The sequence below is a fragment of the Acaryochloris sp. IP29b_bin.148 genome (genome assembly GCF_028285565.1).
Lineage (GTDB): Bacteria > Cyanobacteriota > Cyanobacteriia > Thermosynechococcales > Thermosynechococcaceae > Acaryochloris.
Map to the genome: position 1 here is coordinate 1 of NZ_JANQOY010000177.1, position 24,276 is coordinate 24,276.

Below are 24,276 nucleotides of genomic sequence, written 5' to 3' on the forward strand. Positions count from 1 at the left end.
AACGGGGGCGCTCCTCAATGATGTGAAGGGGTTATGGGCCAAAATGACTCAGACGAAGCCGGGTTATGAGCGCGTCCCTTCTAAAAAAGATCAATAAAACAATAGCTGAAACGTTTTACGAGGTTAGCCCTGCCGTTGTAGCACAGACTTTGTCCAATGCATGATGGATAATTTCAGGGCCTGCATTGGGTTGACAGCCTTGTTCAGTCAATACTCGTTTCCAGGCTCGACTACCGGGTTGTCCTACAAAAAGTTGCAGCATATGACGGGTAATGGAGTGAGGCTTTAGCAGTCCTTTCGCTTTCCATTCCTCTAGATAGTTCATCATGGCTTGCGCAACCTGCCCTCTAGATTGAGTAGGCTCGTCTACGTCATAAAAGTCGCGATCAACGGCCGCAAATAGGTAGGGATTGTCGTATGCTGCCCGACCAATCATCACTGCATCTACGGTTTGCAATTGATCTTGCACCTGAAATAACTGGGTAAATCCACCGTTAATTTCAATCCACAGGTGAGAGAATTCTTGCTTGAGCTGGTGAACATCTGCGTAGCGCAAGGGTGGGATATTGCGATTCTCCTTAGGGCTTAAGCCTTGGAGCCAGGCCTTACGGGCATGAACACTGAAAATTTGGCAGCCCGTAGTCGCAACCGTTTGCACAAAATGAGCCATATCTTCATAGCGATCGCACTCATCAATCCCAATCCGATGCTTAACCGAGACTGGCAGATCAGTAGCCTGCATCATGGCTTCCACACAGGCAGCCACTCGCTCTGGCTGGGCCATTAAGCAGGCTCCAAAATGACCGTTTTGCACGCGACTACTGGGACAACCCACATTTAAATTAATTTCGTCATAATCCCAGTCCTGGGCAATCCGGGCACATTCCGCCAGATCACGAGGGTTATCGCCACCAACCTGTAGCACAAGCGGTTTTTCGATCGGGGAAAAATCCAGTAGATGTTGGCGATCCCCATTTAAGATCGCCGCACTAGTCACCATTTCTGTGTAAAGCAACGTCCGTTGCGTGATTTGCCGCATAAAGTAGCGAAAATGCCGATCAGTACGGTCCATCATCGGAGCAACACTGATGGGATATTGCCGTTCAGACGGTGATGAAAAAGCCATAGGGATCGTCTTATGGAGCTGCGTTAGAAGTGCCCCTCTCCAAGACCTGAACAGTCCCATCTGGGTTGAGCACTAGACGGACTTGAGGGGCTTGGGATGATTTTAAAGGGGCAATAAAAGACCGATTAACAGGCGGGAAGGGGACCTGCTCCAAATACTGAGTTGCCGCTTTATTCAAAGGTTGGACGGATTTTAAAGAGCCGTTCGCATTCAAGGTGAGTTGATAGGGTAACGGTTGAGTTAGGCCTGTGGGAACCTGCCAACGTTGGCTCAGGTATTGGCGAATATTGAGCGCATGGGACGACCGAGACATCACATAGGCCGATTCCTGACGTCCAGGGGCTTGCCGACCCGCTTGAGGACGCGCAGGATTTTGAGTCACCGATCGTTGGCTGCCCAATCGATCCGATTCCTGTAAAGCAGACTCTGCACTAGCCGCTGTAGCGGTTTCTGGTATGGGTTCCGCAGCAGGGCTTGAGGGCGGGGCAGCCGCTGGGGGAGGACTAGACACTTTAGGTTGTACAGCCTTGGCATCTGCCGTGGAATCGGCAGGAGCAGGAGAAGAGGGGGCAACGGCAACCGGCTGGCGTAACCGTTTGTCCATGCTCTGATCTTGGCCTTGATCTTGACCCCTACTTTTTATGTTCTGGTCGGCCGAGTTCTTGGTTGCTTGAGAGGGTGTTGATAGCTCATTTGACCGGGTTTGGCGATTGTCTAATGTCTGCGGTTTGGCCGACCGATGCTTAGGCTGAGGGGCACGGGCCACAATGGGAGGAGCAGTTGCCGTTGATTCCTGCTGATCACGACGATCCGCCTCCGCTGACGGCCTCGACGTAGAGGATGGCGTAGGGGGCTGAGCAGGCGCTGTTGGACTGGGGGGCAGAGGACTGACCTGGGGGGCAGAAGCAATACCTTCGCCTTCGACTGGCTCAGAAGCCACATCGTTGGCATCGGTCAAACTCTCTCGTTCGCGCTGTGTGACTGGACTGTGCTGAGTCAGCTGCAAGGTTGCAGTGGTCACCCCCATCATCAAAACAATAACTGCGGCACTGCTGGCCCACACCGACAATGCCGGACGACGACTCGGCAGCGGCAATATCTCTAACTCAGCCGTACAATCATCCAGCGCGGATACCAAATCAAAAAGTTGAGAAGCTTTCAGAGAAACGGTCTGTTCTGAGGCATTCGTGGACAATGAGCCCAAACTGAGATCGTGGCTAACCCAACTGCGAGGGCGTAAATAAGGTTGAGACGGAGGAGCGTCTGCGGCGGCATCAGGCAGGGAAGATGCCATTGACGCAGCAGGGGTCAATCGAGAAGCAGTTAGAGATTGTCCGAGCAGATGTTGTGTATAGTCGGCCACTGTCTCTGAGAGCAGTTGAAGTTGCTCATGATCGCCTCGAATTTCTAGGGGTTCGTGATTGAGTCCTGACAATTCGGGAAAGCTGAGCAGAAAGTTGACGGACTTGAGGATAGGCCGTTTAGCCCACCGAGACAACGGAGACAGTTGTGCCGTAATTTCTAAACTGCAGCTAGGAGGGCGATATTGCCTGGAAATAAGGGACATAGAGGTTGGTCAAAATCTTTCAGGTCAGTTCGCTGATAGCCCAGAAGGGAATAACGAAAGAAGGCTAGGTTGCAGGATGACTGGCTCGATCTAACAGGGCCATCCACAACCGCCGTGGACCCTGGTTGTTGCTATAGAATAACAAATCTATCAGCAATTTCAGCGCCAGGTCAGTCAGGGCATCGGTTGATAACGCGTCTTCGGTCATCCGGTCTTGATAGGTATTGGTAAAGTTATCCAAATAGTCTCCCAACAAGGCAACTTGGTGAGGCTGGCGATGGGTATCGGCCAGTGTTTCTAACAACCCAACGGCTTCGCGAATAATGGCTTGATGTTGCTGAGCCAAATAACAGCTAATCATCACTAAAGAGAGCGCTTCTTCAATATCCAGCTTTTTGCGCCCCCCTGTTCCCCGCCGGAGGGGATTCGATTGTCGTAAGCGCCACAACGCCACCCTGTCGCCGACCACATCTTGAAGATTTAATTCGATAGCGGCCTGCAATACGGCCTCTGAACCAATGCCTAACAACGCTTCTAGTGCGAGTAACACCAGGTCTAATTGGGCTTTGATATTGTCAAGCTGTGAACGGCTGGGCTGCGTCTGAGCTGCGAGGGGAAACGAGACAAGCTGACCTTGGGGGGCAGTGGTGTTGTGAAGGGGAATATCCATGACTGTAAGACCCTACAACAGCCTAGGTGGGCGAGAGCAGTCCCGCTTCTTGTAGGAACCGTTGTGCCACTGTTCGGGGTTCTTGACGTTGGCCACTGACTTCATAATTCAGACGACGCATGGTATCGTCCGTTAATTTTGGGGCGAGGGCATTGAGCGTGCCTTTGATTTTAGTATAGGCCTCCAATACGGGCTGGCGAACCACTGGAGCAACTTGATAGGGGGGAAATAACGCCCGATCATCCTCTAGAACCACTAAATCTAGGGCACTAATTTCACCATCTGTGGCAAAGCCAACGCCCACATCTGCCTGACCTGACTGTAAGGCCTGGTAGCGTAAGCCCGGATCCGTGGCAATATAGGCCTTCAATTTGAAGTCCCCATAGGCTGCTTTTAATCCGGGCAACCCATCCTCTCTCGCTTCGAACTCAGGTGGGCCAATCATGCGCAGTTTTTTAGCCTGATCGACAAAATCAGAAATCGTTTGCAGTTTATATTTTTTAGCCGTTGCAGCAGTCACCACCAACGCCTGAGTATTATTCATCGGGGCTGGATTCAACCACACCAGGTTGTAATCTTGTTCATAGGCCTTGGCAACGGTATCAAACACCTGTTTGGGGTTACTGTTACTCGGTTGTTTTAAAATCGTTAATAAAGCCGTTCCCGTATATTCTGGATAGAGATCGATATCTCCCTTAATTAAGCCCGCTTGGGCAATGGGAGTCCCTCCTAAATTAAATTTTCGCTCTACGGGCAAGTCTTGAGCTTCTAAGAGTTGGGCATAGAGTTCGCCCAGAATAAGTTGTTCTGTAAAATCCTTTGAACCCACCCGAATCACATTGTCGGTGGGCTGGTCACCGCTGCCCAATTGACAGGCAACGACCGTACAACAAGTCAGAAGCGAGATCGCAACAAAGGATACGAACCGCCCCCACGGAGTCTGAGAAAATTTGACCAACTGAGAGATTACCCTTTACCTTCAACAAACCTGTGTTGCTATTATTCCACCTTCCGAGCCTGAGACAAGATCTGAACAAGACCCATCGTGTTCTAAACGGTTAGAGGGGCGACCTAGTTGCGCTTGCGGCGAATTAATTCCTTATCGAGCTGATTTTTAAGAGTTTTGTTTTTACGAACTTCTTCTGTTATGGCGTTGAAGTCTGTGAGCGATAAACCATTGCTACGAATAATCTCAGCAGACTCGTTAAAAAAGCGATCGCAAATATTATCCACTGGAGTGGCTAAATCAGATTGCTTACACACATTGGTGGGTAATGCCCCTCCCATGATCTGTTGCACCTGTTGATAGGACTGTAATCGCAGCGGCTCCATCTGCAAAATGGCCTCTGCGTAATTCCCTAACATTTTCTCAAATTTAGGTTGGCTCTGGGCTACCGCAGTAGACGATAGCATGAAGCCGGTAAAATCACGGGTCAGCCCAGGAACCCAACCACTCCCCCAACTACAGAACGCTAAAAACAACACCCACCCCAAACGGGTGTTGACGAGAGGTTTGAACATGTTTGTTTGCCGTATAGAAGTTGACATAAACCCTAGTAATCCCAACAAACTTAAGTCAGTGTCGGTATACATATCTTGAATCATTTTTGGATGGGAAGTTCCAGTTAGATATCCATCACTTCTCCCGTCTTAGCAAGCCGCTTTGAATCAAGCCGTTTTGGGCCACTATTCTGATTAAGTTGGCACATTTGACTCATTTCAACCACCTTCGCCGATAAGACTGAACGGGCATCCTCTCCCTGCTTCAAGGCAACTTCCAACTCGAGAAGACAGCCTAAGGTTTGTCGGAGTTGCCCAGGGCTGACAAACTGGACCGCCTGTTTAAGGAAATAAATGCGCTTGGGATTACCGACCTCAGCAGCACGCGCAATCACGCGTTCATCTTGCTCTCCTGAAGTCACCATCAGTTTCACCCATAACCAAGTGCGAAATTGCCGCGTTAAGGTGGCGACAATTTTCAAACTGGGTTCATTTAAACTCAGGAGTTCGGCGACCAAGCCTAAGGCCTGATCTGTTTTTCCCTGGCGAATGGCCTCCGCTAACTGCAAGCTGTTTTGAGTTGTAGACAAGACCAGTTTTTGGACAACGTCTACCCCTATCCGCTGCGTCGATAGAGTAGCGGATAACCCATAGAGTTTCAACTTCTCCAACTCGCCGTAGAGGCGGCGCGTATCATTCCCGACGGCATCGGCGAGCTGTTCGCCTGCAGCCTGAGTTAACGGCACGTCCAGCTCCTGGGCCGCCTGTTTCACTCTTTGTAGAATCTGATCTGTTTTCCAGGGGGGAATCAGGGCAAACTCCTGCACGTGTGCCTGTTTCTGCAATAGCTTAGTAAGCTTACTGCGACCATCGGGTTTGGTCGTTTGCGTCAGCAACAAATGGCAGGTGGGGGGCAACACCGGCAGCGTCCGCTCGAATTCAGCCAAGCGATCTGCCGTTGATCCGATTAGCGGATTGACGAACCACACCAGGCGCTCACCCATACCAAAGGGAGGAGTCATGGCTTGAGTCAGCCCTTGGACAACTTGAGCGGTCCCCTCTGATCCAGCAAATACCTCTATTTTGTCGGCATTAAAACTTTGCCAGGCGGGATCTAAGACCTGCTGATGAAGGGCTTGAACCGCCTTTGACAAGCGATAGGTGTCTTCTCCCCAATAGAGGTAAGTTGGCATAGAAGCTAACTCCTTCTGTTAGGTCCCTATTGAAGGGGACTACAACGGCAGGTCATCCTTACTCGTCTGGTTTAGGGTGCCCCTTTGCAAGCAGCAGCACTACATCTTTAGCGAGGTAAAAAGGGCTGTAATCCGATCCCTAAACTCTATCCACTCCCAGTCTATTGGAGGTTGGCCTCACCTGGAATAAGAGTAGAGTGGATATTGGTCTTTGATGTCGTTTTGACATGACTTTAATCCTGCATCCAATTTTGCAACAAAGCTTTGCCACGATTGATGATGAAATCGGTCCTCACCATTTTTCGGCCGATCAATATGCTGTTGTTCGTCGAGTCATTCACAGTACCGCCGATTTTGAATTCCAACATCTGCTGCACTTTAGTCCAGGGGTCATTCCACAAGCAACGGCAGCCCTTGCACAGGGAAAGCCGATCGTGACCGATGTCAATATGGTCACTGTTGGCATTCAAAGTGTGGTACGCCAAACCTTTCATAATCCCGTCATTACAGCGGTGGATGCTGGCCAGTCTCCTGCACCTGGACAAACTCGAACTGCATCTGGCATGCTCCAGTGTTTTCAGGATTATCCAGATGCCATTTATGTCATTGGTAATGCACCAACTGCCCTGATCGCGTTGTGCCAACAGATCCAGAGATCTGCTCAACAGCTCGCCCTAGTGATTGGGGTGCCCGTGGGGTTTATCGGTGTGATCGAAGCCAAAACCGCACTGGCTCAATTATCAATCCCACAAATCCGGATTGAAGGGCGCAAAGGGGGTTCACCTGCCGCTGCCGCCATCGTTAATGCCCTCTTAACCTTGGCTTGGCAACAACGAGGCCAACAAGCATGACACCGATTCATGTCGTCGGCATTGGCTTATCCGGTCGACAAGGGTTAGTGACAACGCTCCAAGCCCTGATTGATCAAGCCACTCTCCTCGTCGGCAGCCCGCGCCATCTGGGCTATTTCCCAGAGCATGCGGTTCAACACCTTGCCTTAACAGATTTTGCCCAGGGATTACAGGCGATTCAAGAGCACTTAGAACAACGTTCAGAGCCACTTATTGTGGTGCTGACGTCGGGCGATCCCCTCTTCTTTGGCTTTGGTCGGTTATTATTGCAAACCTTTGATGCGGATCAACTGTGCTTTCACCCTTACTTAAGTGCCGTACAAATTGCTTTTAATCGCCTCAAAGTCCCTTGGCAAGATGCAGAGGTGATTAGTGTGCATGGTCGATCGTTAACTACGTTGATCGCGGCACTCCAAAAAGGAGCGGCCAAAATTGCCGTGCTCACCGATCCAACCCATACGCCAGCTGCGATCGCACAATTATTCCTCAGCTTAGACTTGCCCCTTCACTATGAATTTTGGGTGTGTGAAAATCTCGAAGGTCCAGAGGAACAGATCCAAAAAATTGCACCAAAAACACTGGTTGATCGGCAGTTCTCGCCCCTGAATATCGTTGTTTTACTCCGGCAAGCGCAAGAGCAGCCCGATCCACCAGAATTAGACACTCTGCCCCTACTCGGACTTTCCGATCAGGCCTTTTATACCTTTATGGATCGACCGGGTTTAATGACAAAACGGGAGATTCGGATCATGGCTTTAGCAGAATTACATTTGCTAAAGCACCAAGTTATTTGGGATATTGGAGCAGGGACAGGTTCAGTTGCAATTGAAATTGCCCGAACAACGCCGACTTCTCAAATCTACGCAATAGAAAAAACCACTTTAGGGGCGCAGCTAATTTCTCAAAATTGTCAGCGTTTTCAGGTGAACAATGTTCACCTTGTGCATGGGCAAGCACCTGAAGCGCTGGCTAATTTGCCGCAGCCTGATCGGATTTTTATCGGAGGAAGTGGGGGCCACCTCAGAGAAATTTTAAACTACTGCCAAAGCCAGCTGGCGTTACCCGGAATTATCGTGATCAGCCTTACGACCCTGGAAAACTTTCGCGTTGCTGGAAACTGGTTTGATCAGCAGGGTTGGTCAGCAGAATATCTGCAAGTCCAGCTATCACGTTCTGTTCCAGTTTCTTCTTTGACTCGATTCAATCCGTTAAATCCAGTCACGTTAGTTAGAGCGAACAGAAACTCTAACTAGAACTAGCAAGAGTTTCTGTGAATCTAACATCGATTATGAGGTATTTGGGATGCTGCGCTTGAGATTAGAGCGAGCAATCGCCTTGATCGCAGAAGTACTGATGTCAGCCAGCGGCCACTCTAAAACAATACCTTTATTCTTCTTCCGCTGCCCCCACCTGAATTAAATGGATATGCTTATATCCCAACTTAATTGAAAACTCATCCCCAGGTTTTAATCCCATTGCTTGAGTATAGGTGGAACCAATCACGATTTGACCATTTTTATGAACACTGACCCGATACGTCGGTTCGCGTCCACGCCCATCTTTAGAGCCATCAGGATTGAGATCAATCCCTCTTGCTTCAATCACAGCATTCAGGAATTCGCCGAGGTTGACACGGGTTTGCTTATTCTTTGTAATCGAATAATATCCGCATCGCTTTGCCTTTTCACGACGAGATAAGTGCTGAAGTTCTTTAACTTTTTGCAGGAGTGCCTTGCCAGTTAAAGGCGTCGTTTCGGTGTCAGTTGCCATCTACAAAAATATCCTTGCAATCAATATGTAGAGAAAGAGAAGCATTTCTGCTTGGGTGAGATCTTGAAAGCTGGATAATAAATTCCAGCAACCAGACCATATTTAAACTAATGTAATTGTAGCAAAAAGAAAACGAATTGCTTTCTAATTGTTATTCTAACGGTTTCTTTTTGATTAGCAACTATTTTTATAAATGAAAGACGGGTAGATCAGATATCATCCTCAATTTAAAGGACCGAGATTAGACTTACCCCACTCAGTAATAAGGAAGTACGAAAGTCAATTTTTAGGTGAGGGAAAGTCACAGACTCTAAAAACACAAGCTAAAGCGACTCTATTTGCAAGTATAGATTCGGGAAATAGAGTGGTGACTATCGAGATTATCGGGCTGTGATACATTGATCATAATGATTAAATGTGCTGGCATAGATCCTCTAATGCCTTCATCAAAGGTAATTTTTCTTTAGACTTTCCAGAAAAATCGATAAATATAATTGAAAAATTGACGCCCCTGCAAAATTCTTAGGCATGAAATCATGCAAGTTCGATTCAAAATAACCCGTCAACAGGGACAGAGTGAAGTCCGACTCCAGACATATACATTAGATGTAGACCCGAGTACCACTATTTTGGACTGTTTAAATCTGATCAAGTGGCAGCAGGATGGGTCGCTGGCATTTCGAAAAAACTGTCGCAATACAATTTGTGGTAGCTGTAGCATGCGCATTAACCATCGAGCTGCCTTGGCCTGCCAACAGAATGTACAAGCAGAACTAGCACATGCTCAATCATCTTGGGGCGACCAGGAGTCCACCACCGCAGAGCAGGACTCAGAATCCCTGCCTGTGATTGAAATTGCCCCGATGGGCAATATGCCAGTGATCAAAGATTTAGTGGTGCAGATGGACCAATTTTGGCAAAATCTGGAGCAGGTTGAGCCCTATGTCAGCTCTGCCAGTCGTCAGCTGCCTGAACGTGAGTTTCTGCAATCGCCCGAGGATCGCAGCAAGCTCGATCAGATGGGTAACTGTATTCTCTGTGGAGCTTGCTACTCTGACTGTAATGCACTCTCCACAAATGACACCTTTGTCGGTCCCCATGCCTTGGCTAAAGCCCATCGGTTATTAGCAGACACGCGAGATCAAGCGACGGAGGATCGGCTGGAGCAGTATAACCAGGACATCCAAGGGGTGTGGGGATGTACCCGTTGTTTTAATTGCAATACCGTCTGTCCCATGGGAGTGGCACCGCTCGATCAAATTAGCCAAATCAAATCCCAGGTACTTGCCAATCCCCAACTGCCGACCAATCGACCGATCCGCCATCGACAAGTCCTCGTGGATTTAGTACAAGCGGGGGGCTGGATCGATGAGCGCAAATTTGGCTTGAGAGTTGTGGGCAATAATTTCAAGGATGTCCCAGGACTCTTCAGTCTGCTCCCTTTAGCAGGGCGAATGCTGAAGCGGAGAAAGCTCCCCATGACCTTTGAGGCATCAACTGGGACGACTGAAGTGCGATCGCTGATTGATGCCGTTAAAAAACTGAAGTCCTCTACACAGATTCCCCCCTCTTCCTCCCCAGACGCTGACTAATGGCCCTGAGATAAATCAGCCGATTGCCCGTGTTGGGGTGGTGCGATCGCAGATGAATTCCGTTAAGATGCTGAAGTCCCTTTCTGCGTTGTCTATGAGTTCTTCATCCCCCAACCCTCCTAACCCTGAGCCCACCCCCTTGCCAGACCTAGAAGCTCCCCCTGAACCTGCATTTGGATGGACGGATTATGCAGAACGAATTAATGGCCGCTTTGCCATGGTGGGTTTTATTGTTTTGCTCTTATTGGAATTAGTAACCCGCCAGGATTTCTTTACTTGGGTGGGGTTGCGTTAACACCAGAGGAGCTCTAGAGCTCCTCTGGTGTTGCAGGGAATCAATAATCTGCCCCAAAATTGAGAGGCTCGCTTAAGCAGCGGCTAAATTCTGGGCAGCAAAATCCCAATTCACCAAACTGGATAAAAAGGTATCAATATACCCAGGGCGACTATTTTGAAAATCTAGATAGTAGGCATGCTCCCACACATCCATGGTCAGTAAGGGCGTTTGACCATGAACCAAAGGATTTTCAGCATTGGGAGTCTTGGTAACCTTAAGGGTGCCATTATCCAACACCAGCCAAGCCCATCCACTGCCAAACTGAGTCCCTCCTGCGTCTTTGAAGGCAGCCTTCAAGTTATCATAGTTGCCAAAATCGGTATTAATTTTGGCCGCCAAGGCGCCACCCGGGAGTCCACCGCCACCCGGTTTCATGGAATTCCAGTAAAAGCTGTGATTCCAAGCTTGAGCAGCGTTGTTAAACAGTCCAGCTTTTGCCGGATCACCGTAGGCAGACTTGATCACTTCCTCAATAGACATGTCATCCATTGGGGTATCTTTGGTCATACCATTGCACTTCGTCACATAAGCTGCATGATGCTTGTCATGGTGAAATTCTAGGGTCCGTGCAGAAATATGTGGATCCAACGCGTTGTAGTCGTAGGGCAGGTCGGGTAGTTGATAAACCATGCAGTTCAGTCCTCTCTTGACAATGGGTATAAATGGGTCGAGGCATGCGTATAGCGCTCATGCTCTGCCCCATTCAATTGAGCCATATCGGTTGGCAGCAACCGAAAAGCTTGTGTTCTTTAAAAGATCGCCAAATTATCCTATCACTCATCCTCAATCTTCTGTATCCATCTTAGGGTGAGGATAAGCAGACTAGGGGCAAGCAAAATTTAAGGTCGAAAACCAGGCTACCTCATTGCCCCCTTAAGCAGTGAACAAAAGCCCAAAATTGCATCAAAGCCAAGGGCAGTGCACCATCTGCCAGCAAGAATTAAGCAGCCTTTTTGAGAGCGGTATTTTTATTGCCCCATAAAAAGGGCTGTTGACGCACTTGGTCAATCAGGCGGCGGATGGTGAAGTTACTCAGAACCGTAAAAGGCCCCACCATAATCAGAGACTTCACTTCAGCTCTGGAAATCTTGATATTCCCACCCGATTGAAGCATGGCGGTAGACCCAGTGATATCGCGCAAGGTGGCATAGGCAAACACTAGGGGCAAGATACAAAACAGTCGAATGGGAATAGCAGCCCGAGGGACTTCCATCAAATATTGGGCGGCTTTATCCAAATCGGACCAAGCCAGTTCAACCAAGGATTTGATGGCGGCATGATTCTGGGCAAGAAACGCAGGATCTAATAGCGTCGAATGGCTGCTGCCATGGGTTTCTAAGGCATCTTGGGGAATATAGATAGAGTTTTCATGCTCAGCATCCCAAGCAATATCTTTGAGGATATTAACGGTTTGCAAGCCTTCGCCAAAGGCGGCACAAGTTTGCCGCAGGGTATGGTAGGTGGCAAAATCAACGCTCGGAGAATGCTCGAACCACAGGTCCGTAAGCAGATAACCTACGGTACCGGCGACGTAGTAGCAATATTCTTGATATTCTTCTAGGGTCTTAATCCGAATGCCTTGAGCATGCAATTTGACAAACTTTTGCATCCCCTGGACCATTTCTGTAATCCAATGTTGCAGGGTCTGTTGAGACTTGGCGGGCAAACTGCGAAACAGCGCAAAAACGAGGTGAGTATTTTCGACAAGGTATAGATGTGCTTTTTCCCCTTCTAATCCCCCTATGGCTTGCGGAAAAGCGTTGGCACAGCTTGGTTCATCAAAGCAGACTAAAAATTTATCCAACAGCCTGATTTTGGATTCTACGGTGGCAACGGGATCATCTTCGATGGTGTCGGCAATCCTTGCAAGCAGGTAACCACAGAGAACAGCGCGTCCTAAGTTGCCCGGTAAAAACCGAATACTAAGGGCAAAGGTGCGAGAGACTTGTGGCAAAATCTCTTGGCAAAAGCGTTCAACTTGTCGATGATCAGTGGGAGACTCCAGGGCCATTTGTACCATAATCGTTCACTCCTGCTCTATACCAAAACTCAAAATGCACATCACACCACAGCCACAGAGGTCTTTAAGGACAGAATCACCCATTACCGAATGAGTATGTATACCTGTCTCCGAGTGAACATAGCATACGGAACTCTCAAATTACACGAGTAGTGTGAGAGTTTAAGATCTGTCCTGCCAATGCTGGGAGGCCGAAACCTCGCCCCTTTGAGGCTTTTTTTATTTGTTGACTGGAGACTAATGACCATGCCACCTCAGATTGATCTCGTGTTTGTGCCTCAGGGGGCAGAGCACCGGGCCGTATATAAGGGCTTACAAGCTGCAGGGGTGAAGTCTGCAACGGTAGTGCCCATTCCTGTAGGTCCCCAGGGGGTGACCCAGTTTCTTCAGCAATGGCTTCAGCAGTCCCATGGGCAGAACTCCCCCAAGGCCCTGTTGATGGGTTTGGGAGGCAGTCTAACCGATCGGTTGTCCGTCGGTGATGTGGTGTTCTACCAGACTTGTGTAGACGGCACTGAAGTGCTAGACGTTCCAATCTCTTGTGATTCACAAATCTCCCTGAGTCTATCCCAACGACTCGCGGGGACCGTGATACCTGTCACGGGGGTGAGTTGCGATCGCATCATCCATACCGCTGCCAACAAGCGACAACTCGCCCAGACTCATCAAGCAGACGTCGTGGATATGGAAGGCTTTACTCTGCTATCGGGGTTGGAATCCACTGCCATTTCTATAGGAATTATTCGAGTGATTAGTGATGATGTCCACCATGATTTACCCGATTTAAATGCAGCGATTAGTGCTAATGGCAAGTTGCAACCATTGCCATTAGCGCTAGGGATGTTGCGCCAGCCACTGCCTGCATTGCGGCTAATTCGCGGGTCGCTGAGAGGACTTAAACAGTTGGAGAACGTCACTGCTCAGCTGTTTCAGCCCTAAGGGGACCAGACCTTACAAAGCGGCTAAAACGGGATCATGAATACTCCCATTGCTGACCACAACCCCTTGGTTATTCACCAGTTTGGCCCCGAGAGAGAAGTCGAGAGACTTGCCAGCAATATCCGTCACCCGGCCCCCTGCTTCTTCCACTAAAATCACACCCGCTGCATGATCCCAGATCTTCTCGCGATAGTCTGGCGTTTTGGGAGAAGGGAGTCGCAGATAAAGGGCAGCTTGCCCCGCAGCAACGGCCATATATTTGGCTTGGCTATCCATTCTTAAGGAGTCTTGGGTAATGCCTGCTGCCTTAGCAACGGCGGCTTGGCGAGACTGATCGCCATGACCAGATTCCACGCTTTCCACAAATCGAAGATTATCGGACTGGTCAGCAGAAACCACTTGAATCGATTGCGGAGCTCCACCCGCCAGTGAGGCTAAGGTTGAACCTTCGCCCCGGACAGCAACGCCCATCAATCCGGTTTGGCCTTCCGAAAAGGACAGGGCTGGACAGCCCAAAACGCCCACTTTGATCTCACCATTTTCGATCAGAGCGAGGGCGATCGCATATTGATCTCCACGTAAAAATCCTTTAGTGCCGTCAATGGGATCTAGGGTCCAATACCGCGATCCCACCTGACCATTGCCATGGTCAATCCAGCCCGTCACCTGTTCAGAATTGGCCTCGGGAACGATGGCCTGCACATATTGGGTGACTTGAGCCAATCGCTCGGCCATCTCAGGCGTTTGCAATTCTGCCGCATCTTCTTCCCCCACTACGGGATCTTGGGGGAAAGCGATGGACAGCGCTCGACAAATCAAAGCTTGGGCACCAAAGTCAGCCACAGTGACGGGGCTTTTATCTTTCTTCTCAATCGCTTCTGGGACAATTTCACGCCGAACTTGTTCACAAAGCTGGGCTGCCGCTTGTACAGCTTGGATGGCGATATTTCTCTCGGATTCGTAGGGCATGGTCAGGTGTCAACAGGACAATGTCTACCATAGCTGATTCCGAAGGGTGACACCAATCAATCTGGAGGCGTAGGTTCGGCCCAGGTGGAGACGCTTTTGAGTAGGGGGGGAATATCATAAAAATCAGGCGGAAACTCTAGCTGAGTTTCCCGTAATCCCAGATAGCCCGATTCTTGAAACGCCAACAAGACGCGCTGAAGTGCCAGCCAAACCTCCGATTCATATTCCCAATCTCCGTATCGCGGAGCATGCCCTGCGATCGCGCGCAGTGCCCAGAAATAGCTATTGCGGACGACGGACCCACCTTTCTTAAATTTGGGTAAATCGTCGCTGTGAATAATCACCAGCTCATCCTCTAGCCGCGATCTCATGCTGAAGACTATGCATCTGGGCGCTTTGCTTCAATTAGGCGAGAGAAGTAGAAGCTGGTTTTGGTCATGGCTTTGCGTTCGATAGTCCAACCTTGCGATCGCAAAATGTCGCACACATCAAACTCCCGATGCAGATAAGCGCGAGTGGCTTTACTCGGCCCCGGAAAGAAACTGCCAATTTTCTTCAGCATCATATATCCCAACGTCCAGGGGGCAAAGCTGAGAATCAGTCGAGATTTCGCTAAAGAGGCCAAGTGGTTGATCATATCCGGTACTTTCTGATCCGGATAATGGATCAACACATCCAGGCAAACAACCGTGTCGTAACTGCCGGATAAAGTTTCCAAATCCTGAACCATAAAGGTGGGATTTTGGTCTTGGCCCAACTGCTCCTTAGCCCGGACCTGAGCCTCTTCCACCATTTTGCTGGAAATATCGCTAGCCGAGACCTGAATGCCCATTTTTGCAAGGGGAATGCTTAAGCTACCCACACCACAGCCCGCATCACAAAAGGATTGGCCTGATAAATCTCCATCAGCTTTCAACCAAGAGAGCAAGGTATCCACCGTTTGTTGATGGCCAATACGGATGTCTTTTTGGACTTTATTGACATCACCGTCGCCATAAATCCGTCGCCAACGGTCAAAGCCAACGGTATTGAAATAGTCTTGAACAACGGCTTTATCGTCGGTAGTAGTCATGAATATCTTCAGGTCGGGGGTCTCAACCTACTATGGTTACAGAAAACTGCACTTAGCGGATGAGATTAATGCAAGATGCATTACCTGCGCTTAGCCATGCGCTTGTTATAAAGGCGGCAGACGACAGGACTGGGATCGCCATCAGCAAAGGGAATGACTGTGCCATCGGCTTGGATCCGAATCTTGTCGCGGCAATTATAGGTTTCTCGCGGTTGCCTGGCCCCATCAATGGTAACAACAGCTCGATATTCCCAGTAATTCTTAGCACTGCGATTCAATTGAGCTTCGCAAATGCGACGTCCTTGAATATTACGGCAAATCGATGCTTCGGCTGGACTAGGCAAACTGAATAACACCATTCCTGCGATTAAGACTGTGAGCAAGCTTTTTCGTAATACCGCTGTTATAGAGAAGGAGGGCATCTGTGGCAACGAGAATCGTGAGGTCATCAGCAAAAACTCAACCCAAGTATTAATTTCTATCTTGACTTGTATCACAGACCATCCCCAGATGGGCTTAACCTAAACTTACGCTCAATATTTTTTCAACTAATACGGTATGGGTTAAACACCAGATGGCATCCCAATCTACCAATCCTGACAGCCCACTTCCTCAAGTGGTTCTGATTACGGGGTGTTCTTCAGGCATTGGTCAGGCGTTAGCCTTGGAATTTCATCAACAGGGATATCGGGTTTATGCCACCGCCCGACATCCAGAGAGGATGCAGGGGCTAGCCCAGAAGGGAATTTCGACCCTACAACTGGATGTCACCCGTCCTGCAGACATTCATACCGTGATCAATATCCTGACCGCAGAGACTCAGGGCATCGATATTCTCGTCAATAATGCTGGATATGCCGTGATGGGGCCATTGCTGGATATTCCCAACGCTGAGTTTGTCGCTCAATTCCAAACCAATGTTTTTGCTCCCATCCATCTGATTCAGCAGGTGGTTCCCTTAATGGGGGATGGAGGACTAATCCTCAATCTAGGAAGTGTCTCTGGGATTATGAGCACGCCTTTTGCGGGTCCCTACTGTGCCTCTAAAGCAGCGCTGCATGCGTTATCCGATGCCCTACGGATGGAACTGGCCCCTTTTAATATTCAGGTGGTGACCGTTCGAGCAGGCGCCATTCAATCCCAGTTTGGGCAAACAGCATCGCACAACGTTGAACGGTTGCTGCCCTCAAACTCTCGCTATCAATCCCTCACCCCTCAGATTCAGGCGCGGGCACAAGCTTCGCAAAACCAAGCCACTCCTGCGGCAGTCTTAGCCCAAAAGCTAGTGCATCGTATCCAGCACTCCCATCGCCTCCCGCCTGAAATTGCCATTGGCAACAAAAGTCTCACTTTACCGTTGTTAAAACGGTGGCTACCGACCCGACTCTTGGATCGCATTTTGATGCGGAAATTTGGGTTAAGGGATGGGCAGCCGCCCCAGGAGGGATGACTATTTCACAGGCGCAAACCCTGACCGTTTAATCAGGGTTTGCCCTTGATCGGTTAACAGCAATTGGGCATAGGCTTGCCCCACTGGCTGACCCGACTGGGGGGGCTGGCCAAAAACCACGGATAGCTGCTGAGTCAGAGGATATTGCTGGGTTTGGAATGCTGAAATATTGATTTGGTTGCGGTATTTCGGGCAACGACTAGAGGGAACAAGCGGCTCTTGATAAACGGGAACTAAAGCATCTGACTTGCGCCCAATCGCCAGGGGTTTAATGGCACATTGCGGCACAATTGTGGCTGCAGACCCAAAAAATATGCCACCGGGCGTTGCCGCAAGATGGTGAATCGCGGTGGTGGTAGTGGGAGCCACCCTAAGGTTATGGCCAAAGGGACGAAACTTAAGGACATCCTTCTCAAATCGCTTGACCATAGCGTCAGCAGAACCTTGCAGGGAAATGGGTTGAATCGCCAGATCAGGTCCACCCAATTCTTTCCAGTTGGTGACTCGACCGCAATATATTTTGGCGAGCTGATGGAAGGTTAACCCCGAAATGGGCAAACTCGGGTGCACAGCAAAGGCAATCCCATCATAGGCAACAGGGACTTGCTGCAATTGCAGATCAGAGGCTTGAGAGCCCTGCCCTATAGTGTCTTCGGGAGCATGAGTGGCTTGGACAAAAGCAATTTTTTTCGACTTCAGCAGCTCAAAGGGGGTTGCCCGATGATTCTGGGAGGGGCGATGGAGATCAGTCACTTGAAATTCGCGGCGCTCGGTCCTGATAGCTGAATCTACCCCCAAACGAATAGGAGACCAAACCGGACTCCCACTGTAATGAAATTTTCCAGCAGGCACGTGACGAATCTGGTTAAAGGTGGTGAAGCGTTGAGGAGGAGCGGTCGATAATTTTGCTTGCGGCTTGATGGGCGATCGCACCGCCGTATCATCAGGTTCTTCCGTTTTACCTTGAGGTCGCGAAACCTCAGTGGGTTCCAAATGAGAGAACAAGAAGCCATACCCAACTAACCCCCCCGACCAAACTGCTGTGGTGAGAAGTAGAATAGCCAGCTTCCATTGGTGTTTTAGGCGTCTTCGCAGGAGTGCAGCAAGTTGCATGGGAAGAGAGTGCCTCAATCTATGAGCTTGGAATATCAGTCGTCCAAAAAACAACTTTCTTACTTATTTTTAGGGCACTTCTGTCAATTTTCTCTTGCAAATGCAAACAAACTTCACCAGATTTGGCAGAATCTACGTTTCGCCTGCTGTGTCAATTGGAATTCAGGATCAATGTGTGGGGTCCTTCCCTCATCCGAAGCAGCTTGTGCCGCTCCATAGCGCAAACAGTGGTCAGCAACACATCAGGCTATAGCTCTAACCGCATTTCGTTGGAGGGCATAAATCCAATCTGCTCATAGACGGGTTTACCCCAGGGAGAGGCATGGAGTACGGCATGGGTACAGTGTTGCGATCGCAAATACTCCACGGCCACCTCCGTCAATTGTCGACCAAACCCTCGGCGACGATAGGCTACTTCCACATAAACCCCCCAAATATAGCCATAGTGACGTTGGTCTTGGCTAATCAGGAATGGATACAACCCCGAAAACAATTGACAGCCCACCGACCCTACAATTTCTTGATCAAGAGAAGCGATATATCCCTGATAACCCAATTGGTCACGGGCCATTGCTAAGAAATCTAGGGTGACAACTTGCCAGTCCGGTCGAATCTGCTCAGCAGGCACCTGGTTATCCAGCCACATTTGGTAAAAATGCTGGGCAATCCGTTCATCATCGGCAAGGGTTGCAGGGCGAATCGTAAGGGAGGAGTCTGGCATAGCGGCACATCCCGAAATAACAGATCATTGGATACAGAAGATTAGGGCGCATGGCTTTGAACAACACTACTATGGCCAACGATCACTTGCCATAGATCCTGAGGAGAACGCTGCCATAGACGGGTAAATCGCAGATTATCCTGGAAAGGGTTCTCGCCATAGAAGCCAGTCCACTGCACTCGCAAACAGACAATCACCCGTTCTCCTAAGGGTTGGATACGTCGTTCTAAATACTCAATAGCCTGGAATCGGCAGAGACCTGATTGATGAAAGGCAAGGTCATCTTGTTTGGTCATAATCTGGCCCAGATGACTCGTAAACACCAAATCATCAGCCAGCAGTTGATCTAGAGCTGGTACATCAGAGGTCAGCATAGCTAAGCGAAGCTGTTCTTCAACGTCAATGATTTGTTGCTCTAAAGCAGGCGAAAGAGGCTGAATCATGAAAAAAAAATACGACAAGCAATTAGAAAAGATTCAAATGGAGACACTACCCCCACACTAATCTGTTAATAGCCGTCACAATGAATTTAAGAGCGTCTGTCTAGAGTTGGCAGTGATCACATAAACCACTGACGGTCACCTCATAGGTTTGGGCATCTAGACCGGGGCGTAAATTTTTGAGGCTCAGTTCTTGGAAGCAATTCCAAGGAATATCCTCAATTTCACCACAGTGGCAACAGCGAAAATGATGATGAGGATCCACATTGGCGTCGTAGCGAGAAACCCCTTCTTCTAGCAAGACTTCCCGCACCAACCCTACTTCTCGCAGAGCTTGCAACGAGCTATACACCGTCGCTTGCGAAGAAATGGGAAAGTCTTGGTTTAGATCCTGTAACAGATGCTCTACAGTGGGGTGATCGGTCCGCGACAGCAAATTGGCATACACCGCATAGCGTTGAGGGGTGACCCGCAGACCTTTTCCCTTGAGGACTTGAACAATGGCGTCGGCAGACTGCTTCATTACTTCATCTATCAAACAGCAAATACTATTACAGCAATTTATTCATCAATTATAGAGGCAAAACTTGCAAGCCCTCAATAAAATATAGTATTTCTTAAAAATAGGTAAATATAACTATTGAATTATTCTTAGATAAGAATTATTCTTAGATATGTGGAGGCGAGTGCCGACACCTGTTCACCCAAACACATGAGGAAAAACATGGCTGTATTTGCAACTGAGCGAGTGCCTGACGTCATCTTCAAGACCCGAGTTCGCGACGAATCTGTTCAAGGGCCTAATCCCTACCGTTGGCAAGACAAAACCACCCACGATATTTTTGGTGGCAAGCGAGTAGTTGTTTTCTCCCTACCGGGTGCATTTACCCCCACCTGCTCATCCACTCACTTACCGCGTTACGAAGAGCTATATGCAGAAATTCAAGCGCAAGGGGTTGACGAGATCATCTGCCTATCCGTAAATGATGCCTTTGTGATGTTCCAATGGGGCAAACATCAAGGTGCTGATAAGGTCTTCTTACTCCCCGATGGCAATGGTGAATTCACCCGTAAGATGGGCATGTTGGTGGACAAGTCTAATCTAGGCTTCGGCATGCGCTCTTGGCGCTATTCGATGGTGGTCAATGATGGCCAAATCGAAAAAATGTTTATCGAAGCCGATTATGGCGACAACTGCCCCACCGACCCCTTTGAAGTCTCTGATGCCGATACGATGTTGGCCTATCTCAAAGGTGCCCATGCGAATACTGCACCCGCTGTTGCGGCAGTTGGCTAAATTGGCCCCAGCATGGAGTGGGTCGGCTGACCCGCTCCATGGCCCTATAGTTTGGTTAGGCTACAGAGAAACGACAAAGAAACGGGATTAAATCTGCGAAAGGAGGGAAGGCGATGAGTTACGACTACGATTTGTTTGTGATCGGTGCAGGCTCGGGCGGGATTGCAACGGCTCGGCGAGGGGCTCAATATGGTGCCAAAGTTGGCATTGCCGAATATGACCGCTTGGGCGGCACTTGTGTCAACCGAGGCTGTGTACCAAAAAAGCTAATGGTCTATGCATCTCACTTTCCTTCCCATTTTGATGCGGCCACAGGTTATGGCTGGAGTCCGGTGAAGAGTCAGCTAGACTGGCTCAAAATGATCACGGCGGTCAATGATGAAGTCACACGACTCAACGGTATCTATCAGCGGATGCTGGATAACTCCAAAGTGGAGGTCTATCGCGGACGTGCCGCGCTGGTGGATGCCCATACCGTCGCCATTGGCGATCAAAAAGTCACAGCAGACAAAATTCTGGTTGCCGTGGGTGGCAAGCCTGTCAAGCCAAGCATTCCAGGTATCGAACATGCCATCACTTCAGACGATATTTTTAACCTAAAAGAACAGCCTAAGCATCTGGTTGTCCTCGGTGGTGGCTATATCGGCATCGAATTTGCCTGCATTCTCAAGGGATTAGGGTCGGAGGTGACCCTGATTATCCGAGCTGACAAGATTTTGCGCGGCTTTGACGACGATATCCGCTCGGAAATTCAAGAGGCGATGCAAAAGCATGGCATTCGGATCCTGAACAATATGACGGATCTGGCCATCACCAAATCCGATACAGGTCTCCAAATCACAGTAAAGCAAGCTGACAATGCTGAGGAAACAATCCTAGCCGATGCAGTCAGCCTGGCGGCAACGGGTCGTATCCCTAACTTAGAAGGATTGGGAATTGAAAATACGGCGGTAGAAGTAGACGGCGGTGCGATCGCAGTCAATGAATATAGTCAAACGGCAGAGCCCAATATTTATGCCGTGGGCGACTGCACCGATCGCATCAATCTGACGCCAGTGGCCATTAACGAAGGACGGGCCTTTGCGGATACCCATTTTGGCGGTAAGTCCCGAACCATGAGTTACGAAAATGTACCCACGGCGATTTTCACCACCCCTGAAGCCGCTACTGTGGGCCTTACCGAACTAGAAGCGACAGAAAAGTATGGTGAAGACAAAATCAAAGTCTTTCGCAGTCGCTTCCGCCCTATGTATTACACCCTTCCTAACCATGATGAGAAAACCTTGATGAAGTTGGTGGTCAATACCGACACCGATCAGGTACTAGGGGCTCATATGGTGGGGGACCATGCGGGAGAAATTATTCAAGGAGTTGCGATCGCAGTCAAGATGGGAGCCACAAAGGCCCAATTTGACGCGACTGTCGGCATTCATCCCAGCTCTGCCGAAGAATTTGTAACAATGCGCTAAGCAAAATGTCAGATCTGGTCAACAGAGGGGGCACTCTAGATTTAGGAATCTGGTATCGAGAGATTCCTCCTCAGAGGATTTGGCCCCTGACGTTATGTCAGGGGTTTCTTTATGGGAATCTAACCTGCCTTAACTAAAACAGCATCCCCTTCTATTTTGGCTTCATAGGTGGGGAGAGGATCCTTCGCAGGTCCATTGGCGACGGTTCCATCTGCCTTAAATTTGGACCCATGGCACCCACAATCTAAGGTGCCGCCGTCAGCATTCCACTTCACAGGACATTGCTGATGGGAACATTGGTTCTTGAAAGCCACCACTTGAGTTTTATCCTCGGGATTGAGAATCACCAGCAGTGGGGCTCCGGAAAAATCCTTTTGGGCAATAGAACCACTCCCTTCTAACTCTGCTAATTTTCCAACTTCGGTAAAACCGTCAGCATTAGCCGCTGGGGAAGATGTCTCACTAGAAGTATCACTAGCGGTATCACTAGAGGTGCATGCTGCAATGACCACCGGTAGGCTGCTGGCTAACGTGCCAACCCCTACCCAAGAAAGAAATGTACGACGATCCATTCAGTGTTCTCCATGTATCTGAGATACGGACATTGCTGGATATTATGCCCGATCAGGTTCCTGATATTTGTGTCCCAAGCTATACCGTTATTCAATAATTAAATACACGGCATGATCCGTCCAACCCATATTTGCAGAAGTTAGCGTGGTGCTCAGTGCCCCGTGAGTATCACAATTCCAAGGGTTAAGGTTTTATGATTCTCACTGAACCCACTGACGTCTTGATCGTGCGGAGGAAATTGAATCACACTGTCACCCCCCAGTGACTGACGAGATATTCGCTCAGAATTGTGCCAACACCCCCTCCAAAATATGGGCTCGTGACCAAAAAACTGGGATACAAGTCCCGTCCTTCTAGGACGGCTTTTCTTGATTTTGGATGTATTCTTTTAAAACTTCTAAAGGTGCCCCACCTACAGAACAGGCAAAATAACTCGGACTCCATAGACTCTGTTGCTGAGGTTTAGGTAATCCAGCTTGTCCATATCGTCTACTAGAGACCCCTTTGAGTGAATTCACTATTTGAGAGATCGACAGCTTAGGCGGATATTCAAGCAACGCATGAACATGATCAGCCTCACCATTAAACTCTAGGACTTGAAAATTCATTTTTTTAGCGACAGACCCAAAAGCATCCTCAATCACGTTTAGTCCTTTAGCGTCGAAAACTTTTTTCCTGAATTTAGTCACACAAATCAGGTGAATTTTTAGGTCAGAAACACTGTGTCTTTCCCTTCTTAATACTTGAGTCATTGAGCACAGACCAACTATAATAGAGACATGAAACTACGCTATCAGTATAGGATCTACCCAACAAGCAATCAGCAGACCAAATTAGCTAAGCTATTTGGTTGTTGTCGAGTCGTGTGGAATGATGCCCTTGCCTTAACGAAGCAGTCTGAAAAGATTCCTAAAAACTCGGATCTTCAAAAGATATGCATTACTCAGGCTAAGCGTACTGAACAGCGCTCATGGCTAAAGGAGGTTTCAAACATCCCTTTGCAACAGTCTGTTGCAGATTTAGGCGTTTCAATCAAGAACTATTTTGATTCTCGCAATGGTAAGCGCAAGGGGGCAGTCATGGGATTCCCTCGATTTAAGAAAAAGGATAATCGCCAATCTGCCCGATTTCGTATAGGTGGATTCTCCATCAAAAATGGCAAGGTGTATTTGGCAAAGATCGGTCACTTAAAGACAAAATGGTCTAGACCGTTGCCGAGTGCCCCTAGCTCAGTCACGATTATCAAAGACCGCAGGCATCGCTATTTCCTGAGTTTCGTAGTTGAAGCTGAGGTACCGAATTCACCTGCCCCTAATGATTCAGTTGGCGTGGACTTGGGCATCAAAACCTTTGCGGTTTTGAGTACAGGAGAAAAGATTGGTAGTCCTAGTTATCAAAAGCTCAACCGTAAAATCAAGCGGTTTCAACGGCGATTATCTAAGCGGGTGAAAGGGTCCAAGCGCAGAGAATTAGCTCGATTACAGGTGGCTAAGCTTAAAGCAAAACTTAGAGATACTCGCAAAGACTTTTTGCATAAGTTGTCTTCTAGATTGGTCAACGACAACCAAGTGATCGCTTTAGAAGACTTGAACGTAAAGGGAATGGTC

General features: G+C 48.9%; 28 protein-coding genes. 9 read left to right on the plus strand and 19 right to left on the minus strand.

Going from position 1 to position 24,276, the window contains the following annotated elements; translation table 11 throughout:
• Positions 1-115: 115 nt before the first annotated feature.
• The 6 genes from dusA to holA all read right to left on the minus strand — a co-directional run bounded on the left by dusA (position 116) and on the right by holA (position 6,056).
• On the minus strand, positions 116-1,126 hold the full coding sequence (gene dusA / locus Q0986_RS16505; RefSeq protein WP_299412861.1) for a tRNA dihydrouridine(20/20a) synthase DusA: 1,011 nt from the start codon (positions 1,124-1,126) through the stop codon (positions 116-118).
• 10 nt (positions 1,127-1,136) lie between these two features.
• On the minus strand, positions 1,137-2,693 hold the full coding sequence (locus Q0986_RS16510; RefSeq protein ID WP_299412864.1) for a DUF4335 domain-containing protein: 1,557 nt from the start codon (positions 2,691-2,693) through the stop codon (positions 1,137-1,139).
• Positions 2,694-2,757: 64 nt separating this feature from the next.
• Positions 2,758-3,363, minus strand: coding sequence for a DUF3038 domain-containing protein (locus Q0986_RS16515; RefSeq protein WP_299412867.1), 606 nt, complete (start codon positions 3,361-3,363; stop codon positions 2,758-2,760).
• A gap of 22 nt (positions 3,364-3,385) precedes the next feature.
• Complete coding sequence (locus Q0986_RS16520) at positions 3,386-4,321, minus strand: glycine betaine ABC transporter substrate-binding protein (protein WP_299412869.1); 936 nt, start codon at positions 4,319-4,321, stop codon at positions 3,386-3,388.
• 113 nt (positions 4,322-4,434) lie between these two features.
• Positions 4,435-4,884: a DUF4168 domain-containing protein gene (locus Q0986_RS16525; protein ID WP_299412872.1), complete on the minus strand. Its 450-nt coding sequence runs from the start codon at positions 4,882-4,884 to the stop codon at positions 4,435-4,437.
• A 104-nt stretch (positions 4,885-4,988) separates the two neighbouring features.
• Positions 4,989-6,056, minus strand: a complete 1,068-nt coding sequence (holA, locus tag Q0986_RS16530) for a DNA polymerase III subunit delta (protein WP_299412874.1) — start codon at positions 6,054-6,056, stop codon at positions 4,989-4,991.
• A 227-nt stretch (positions 6,057-6,283) separates the two neighbouring features.
• Between holA and Q0986_RS16535 the strand changes: the two genes are divergently transcribed.
• Both Q0986_RS16535 and cbiE read left to right on the plus strand, forming a co-directional pair.
• Entirely contained in the window at positions 6,284-6,907 is a 624-nt protein-coding gene (locus Q0986_RS16535; protein ID WP_299412876.1) for a cobalt-precorrin-8X methylmutase, read from the plus strand.
• On the plus strand, positions 6,904-8,160 hold the full coding sequence (gene cbiE / locus Q0986_RS16540) for a precorrin-6y C5,15-methyltransferase (decarboxylating) subunit CbiE (RefSeq protein ID WP_299412879.1): 1,257 nt from the start codon (positions 6,904-6,906) through the stop codon (positions 8,158-8,160). Before Q0986_RS16535 ends, cbiE begins: the two co-directional genes overlap by 4 nt.
• A gap of 133 nt (positions 8,161-8,293) precedes the next feature.
• Here cbiE and Q0986_RS16545 read toward each other — a convergent pair whose 3' ends face one another.
• Positions 8,294-8,677, minus strand: a complete 384-nt coding sequence (locus tag Q0986_RS16545; RefSeq protein WP_299412883.1) for an AbrB family transcriptional regulator — start codon at positions 8,675-8,677, stop codon at positions 8,294-8,296.
• 536 nt (positions 8,678-9,213) lie between these two features.
• Between Q0986_RS16545 and Q0986_RS16550 the strand changes: the two genes are divergently transcribed.
• Positions 9,214-10,269, plus strand: coding sequence for a succinate dehydrogenase/fumarate reductase iron-sulfur subunit (locus Q0986_RS16550; RefSeq protein WP_299412886.1), 1,056 nt, complete (start codon positions 9,214-9,216; stop codon positions 10,267-10,269).
• A gap of 94 nt (positions 10,270-10,363) precedes the next feature.
• Positions 10,364-10,564, plus strand: coding sequence for a chlorophyll a/b-binding protein (locus Q0986_RS16555; protein WP_299412890.1), 201 nt, complete (start codon positions 10,364-10,366; stop codon positions 10,562-10,564).
• A 72-nt stretch (positions 10,565-10,636) separates the two neighbouring features.
• On the opposite strand, the gene Q0986_RS16560 is transcribed toward Q0986_RS16555, so the two are convergent.
• Complete coding sequence (locus tag Q0986_RS16560; RefSeq protein ID WP_299412893.1) at positions 10,637-11,236, minus strand: superoxide dismutase; 600 nt, start codon at positions 11,234-11,236, stop codon at positions 10,637-10,639.
• 310 nt (positions 11,237-11,546) lie between these two features.
• Positions 11,547-12,626 carry a phytoene/squalene synthase family protein gene (locus tag Q0986_RS16565; protein ID WP_299412896.1) on the minus strand — a complete coding sequence of 360 codons (1,080 nt, stop codon included), beginning with the start codon at positions 12,624-12,626 and terminating at the stop codon, positions 11,547-11,549.
• Positions 12,627-12,872: 246 nt separating this feature from the next.
• Between Q0986_RS16565 and Q0986_RS16570 the strand changes: the two genes are divergently transcribed.
• Positions 12,873-13,565, plus strand: a complete 693-nt coding sequence (locus tag Q0986_RS16570; protein ID WP_299412898.1) for a hypothetical protein — start codon at positions 12,873-12,875, stop codon at positions 13,563-13,565.
• Positions 13,566-13,577: 12 nt separating this feature from the next.
• Here Q0986_RS16570 and Q0986_RS16575 read toward each other — a convergent pair whose 3' ends face one another.
• The 4 genes from Q0986_RS16575 to Q0986_RS16590 all read right to left on the minus strand — a co-directional run bounded on the left by Q0986_RS16575 (position 13,578) and on the right by Q0986_RS16590 (position 16,103).
• Entirely contained in the window at positions 13,578-14,534 is a 957-nt protein-coding gene (locus tag Q0986_RS16575; protein ID WP_299412901.1) for a 3'(2'),5'-bisphosphate nucleotidase, read from the minus strand.
• A gap of 56 nt (positions 14,535-14,590) precedes the next feature.
• On the minus strand, positions 14,591-14,905 hold the full coding sequence (locus tag Q0986_RS16580) for a hypothetical protein (protein ID WP_299412904.1): 315 nt from the start codon (positions 14,903-14,905) through the stop codon (positions 14,591-14,593).
• An 8-nt stretch (positions 14,906-14,913) separates the two neighbouring features.
• Positions 14,914-15,606 (minus strand): magnesium protoporphyrin IX methyltransferase, encoded by a 693-nt coding sequence (bchM, locus tag Q0986_RS16585; protein ID WP_299412907.1) that lies wholly within the window; start codon positions 15,604-15,606, stop codon positions 14,914-14,916.
• 80 nt (positions 15,607-15,686) lie between these two features.
• Entirely contained in the window at positions 15,687-16,103 is a 417-nt protein-coding gene (locus Q0986_RS16590; RefSeq protein ID WP_299412909.1) for a hypothetical protein, read from the minus strand.
• Between the two features lie 77 nt (positions 16,104-16,180).
• On the opposite strand from Q0986_RS16590, the gene Q0986_RS16595 reads away from it, so the two are divergent.
• On the plus strand, positions 16,181-17,056 hold the full coding sequence (locus tag Q0986_RS16595) for an SDR family oxidoreductase (protein ID WP_299412912.1): 876 nt from the start codon (positions 16,181-16,183) through the stop codon (positions 17,054-17,056).
• Here the strand turns inward: Q0986_RS16595 and Q0986_RS16600 are convergent, their stop codons facing one another.
• The 4 genes from Q0986_RS16600 to Q0986_RS16615 all read right to left on the minus strand — a co-directional run bounded on the left by Q0986_RS16600 (position 17,057) and on the right by Q0986_RS16615 (position 19,853).
• The gene (locus tag Q0986_RS16600; RefSeq protein WP_299412915.1) at positions 17,057-18,169 is read right to left on the minus strand and encodes a substrate-binding domain-containing protein; all 1,113 of its coding nucleotides are present in this window, start codon (positions 18,167-18,169) and stop codon (positions 17,057-17,059) included.
• 247 nt (positions 18,170-18,416) lie between these two features.
• Complete coding sequence (locus tag Q0986_RS16605) at positions 18,417-18,890, minus strand: GNAT family N-acetyltransferase (protein WP_299412918.1); 474 nt, start codon at positions 18,888-18,890, stop codon at positions 18,417-18,419.
• Between the two features lie 41 nt (positions 18,891-18,931).
• Positions 18,932-19,333 (minus strand): nuclear transport factor 2 family protein, encoded by a 402-nt coding sequence (locus Q0986_RS16610; RefSeq protein WP_299412921.1) that lies wholly within the window; start codon positions 19,331-19,333, stop codon positions 18,932-18,934.
• A 100-nt stretch (positions 19,334-19,433) separates the two neighbouring features.
• Positions 19,434-19,853 (minus strand): Fur family transcriptional regulator, encoded by a 420-nt coding sequence (locus Q0986_RS16615; protein WP_299412923.1) that lies wholly within the window; start codon positions 19,851-19,853, stop codon positions 19,434-19,436.
• 201 nt (positions 19,854-20,054) lie between these two features.
• Here Q0986_RS16615 and Q0986_RS16620 point away from each other — a divergent pair, with 201 nt between their 5' ends.
• Positions 20,055-20,627: a peroxiredoxin gene (locus Q0986_RS16620; protein WP_299412926.1), complete on the plus strand. Its 573-nt coding sequence runs from the start codon at positions 20,055-20,057 to the stop codon at positions 20,625-20,627.
• Between the two features lie 113 nt (positions 20,628-20,740).
• Entirely contained in the window at positions 20,741-22,096 is a 1,356-nt protein-coding gene (gene gor, locus Q0986_RS16625) for a glutathione-disulfide reductase (protein ID WP_299412929.1), read from the plus strand.
• Between the two features lie 119 nt (positions 22,097-22,215).
• Here gor and Q0986_RS16630 read toward each other — a convergent pair whose 3' ends face one another.
• Positions 22,216-22,668 (minus strand): Rieske (2Fe-2S) protein, encoded by a 453-nt coding sequence (locus Q0986_RS16630; RefSeq protein ID WP_299412932.1) that lies wholly within the window; start codon positions 22,666-22,668, stop codon positions 22,216-22,218.
• Between the two features lie 354 nt (positions 22,669-23,022).
• Complete coding sequence (tnpA, locus tag Q0986_RS16635) at positions 23,023-23,421, minus strand: IS200/IS605 family transposase (RefSeq protein WP_299412936.1); 399 nt, start codon at positions 23,419-23,421, stop codon at positions 23,023-23,025.
• 27 nt (positions 23,422-23,448) lie between these two features.
• Here tnpA and Q0986_RS16640 point away from each other — a divergent pair.
• Positions 23,449-24,276 (plus strand): RNA-guided endonuclease TnpB family protein (locus Q0986_RS16640; protein ID WP_299412939.1); only part of this gene is annotated, 828 nt, incomplete at its 3' end.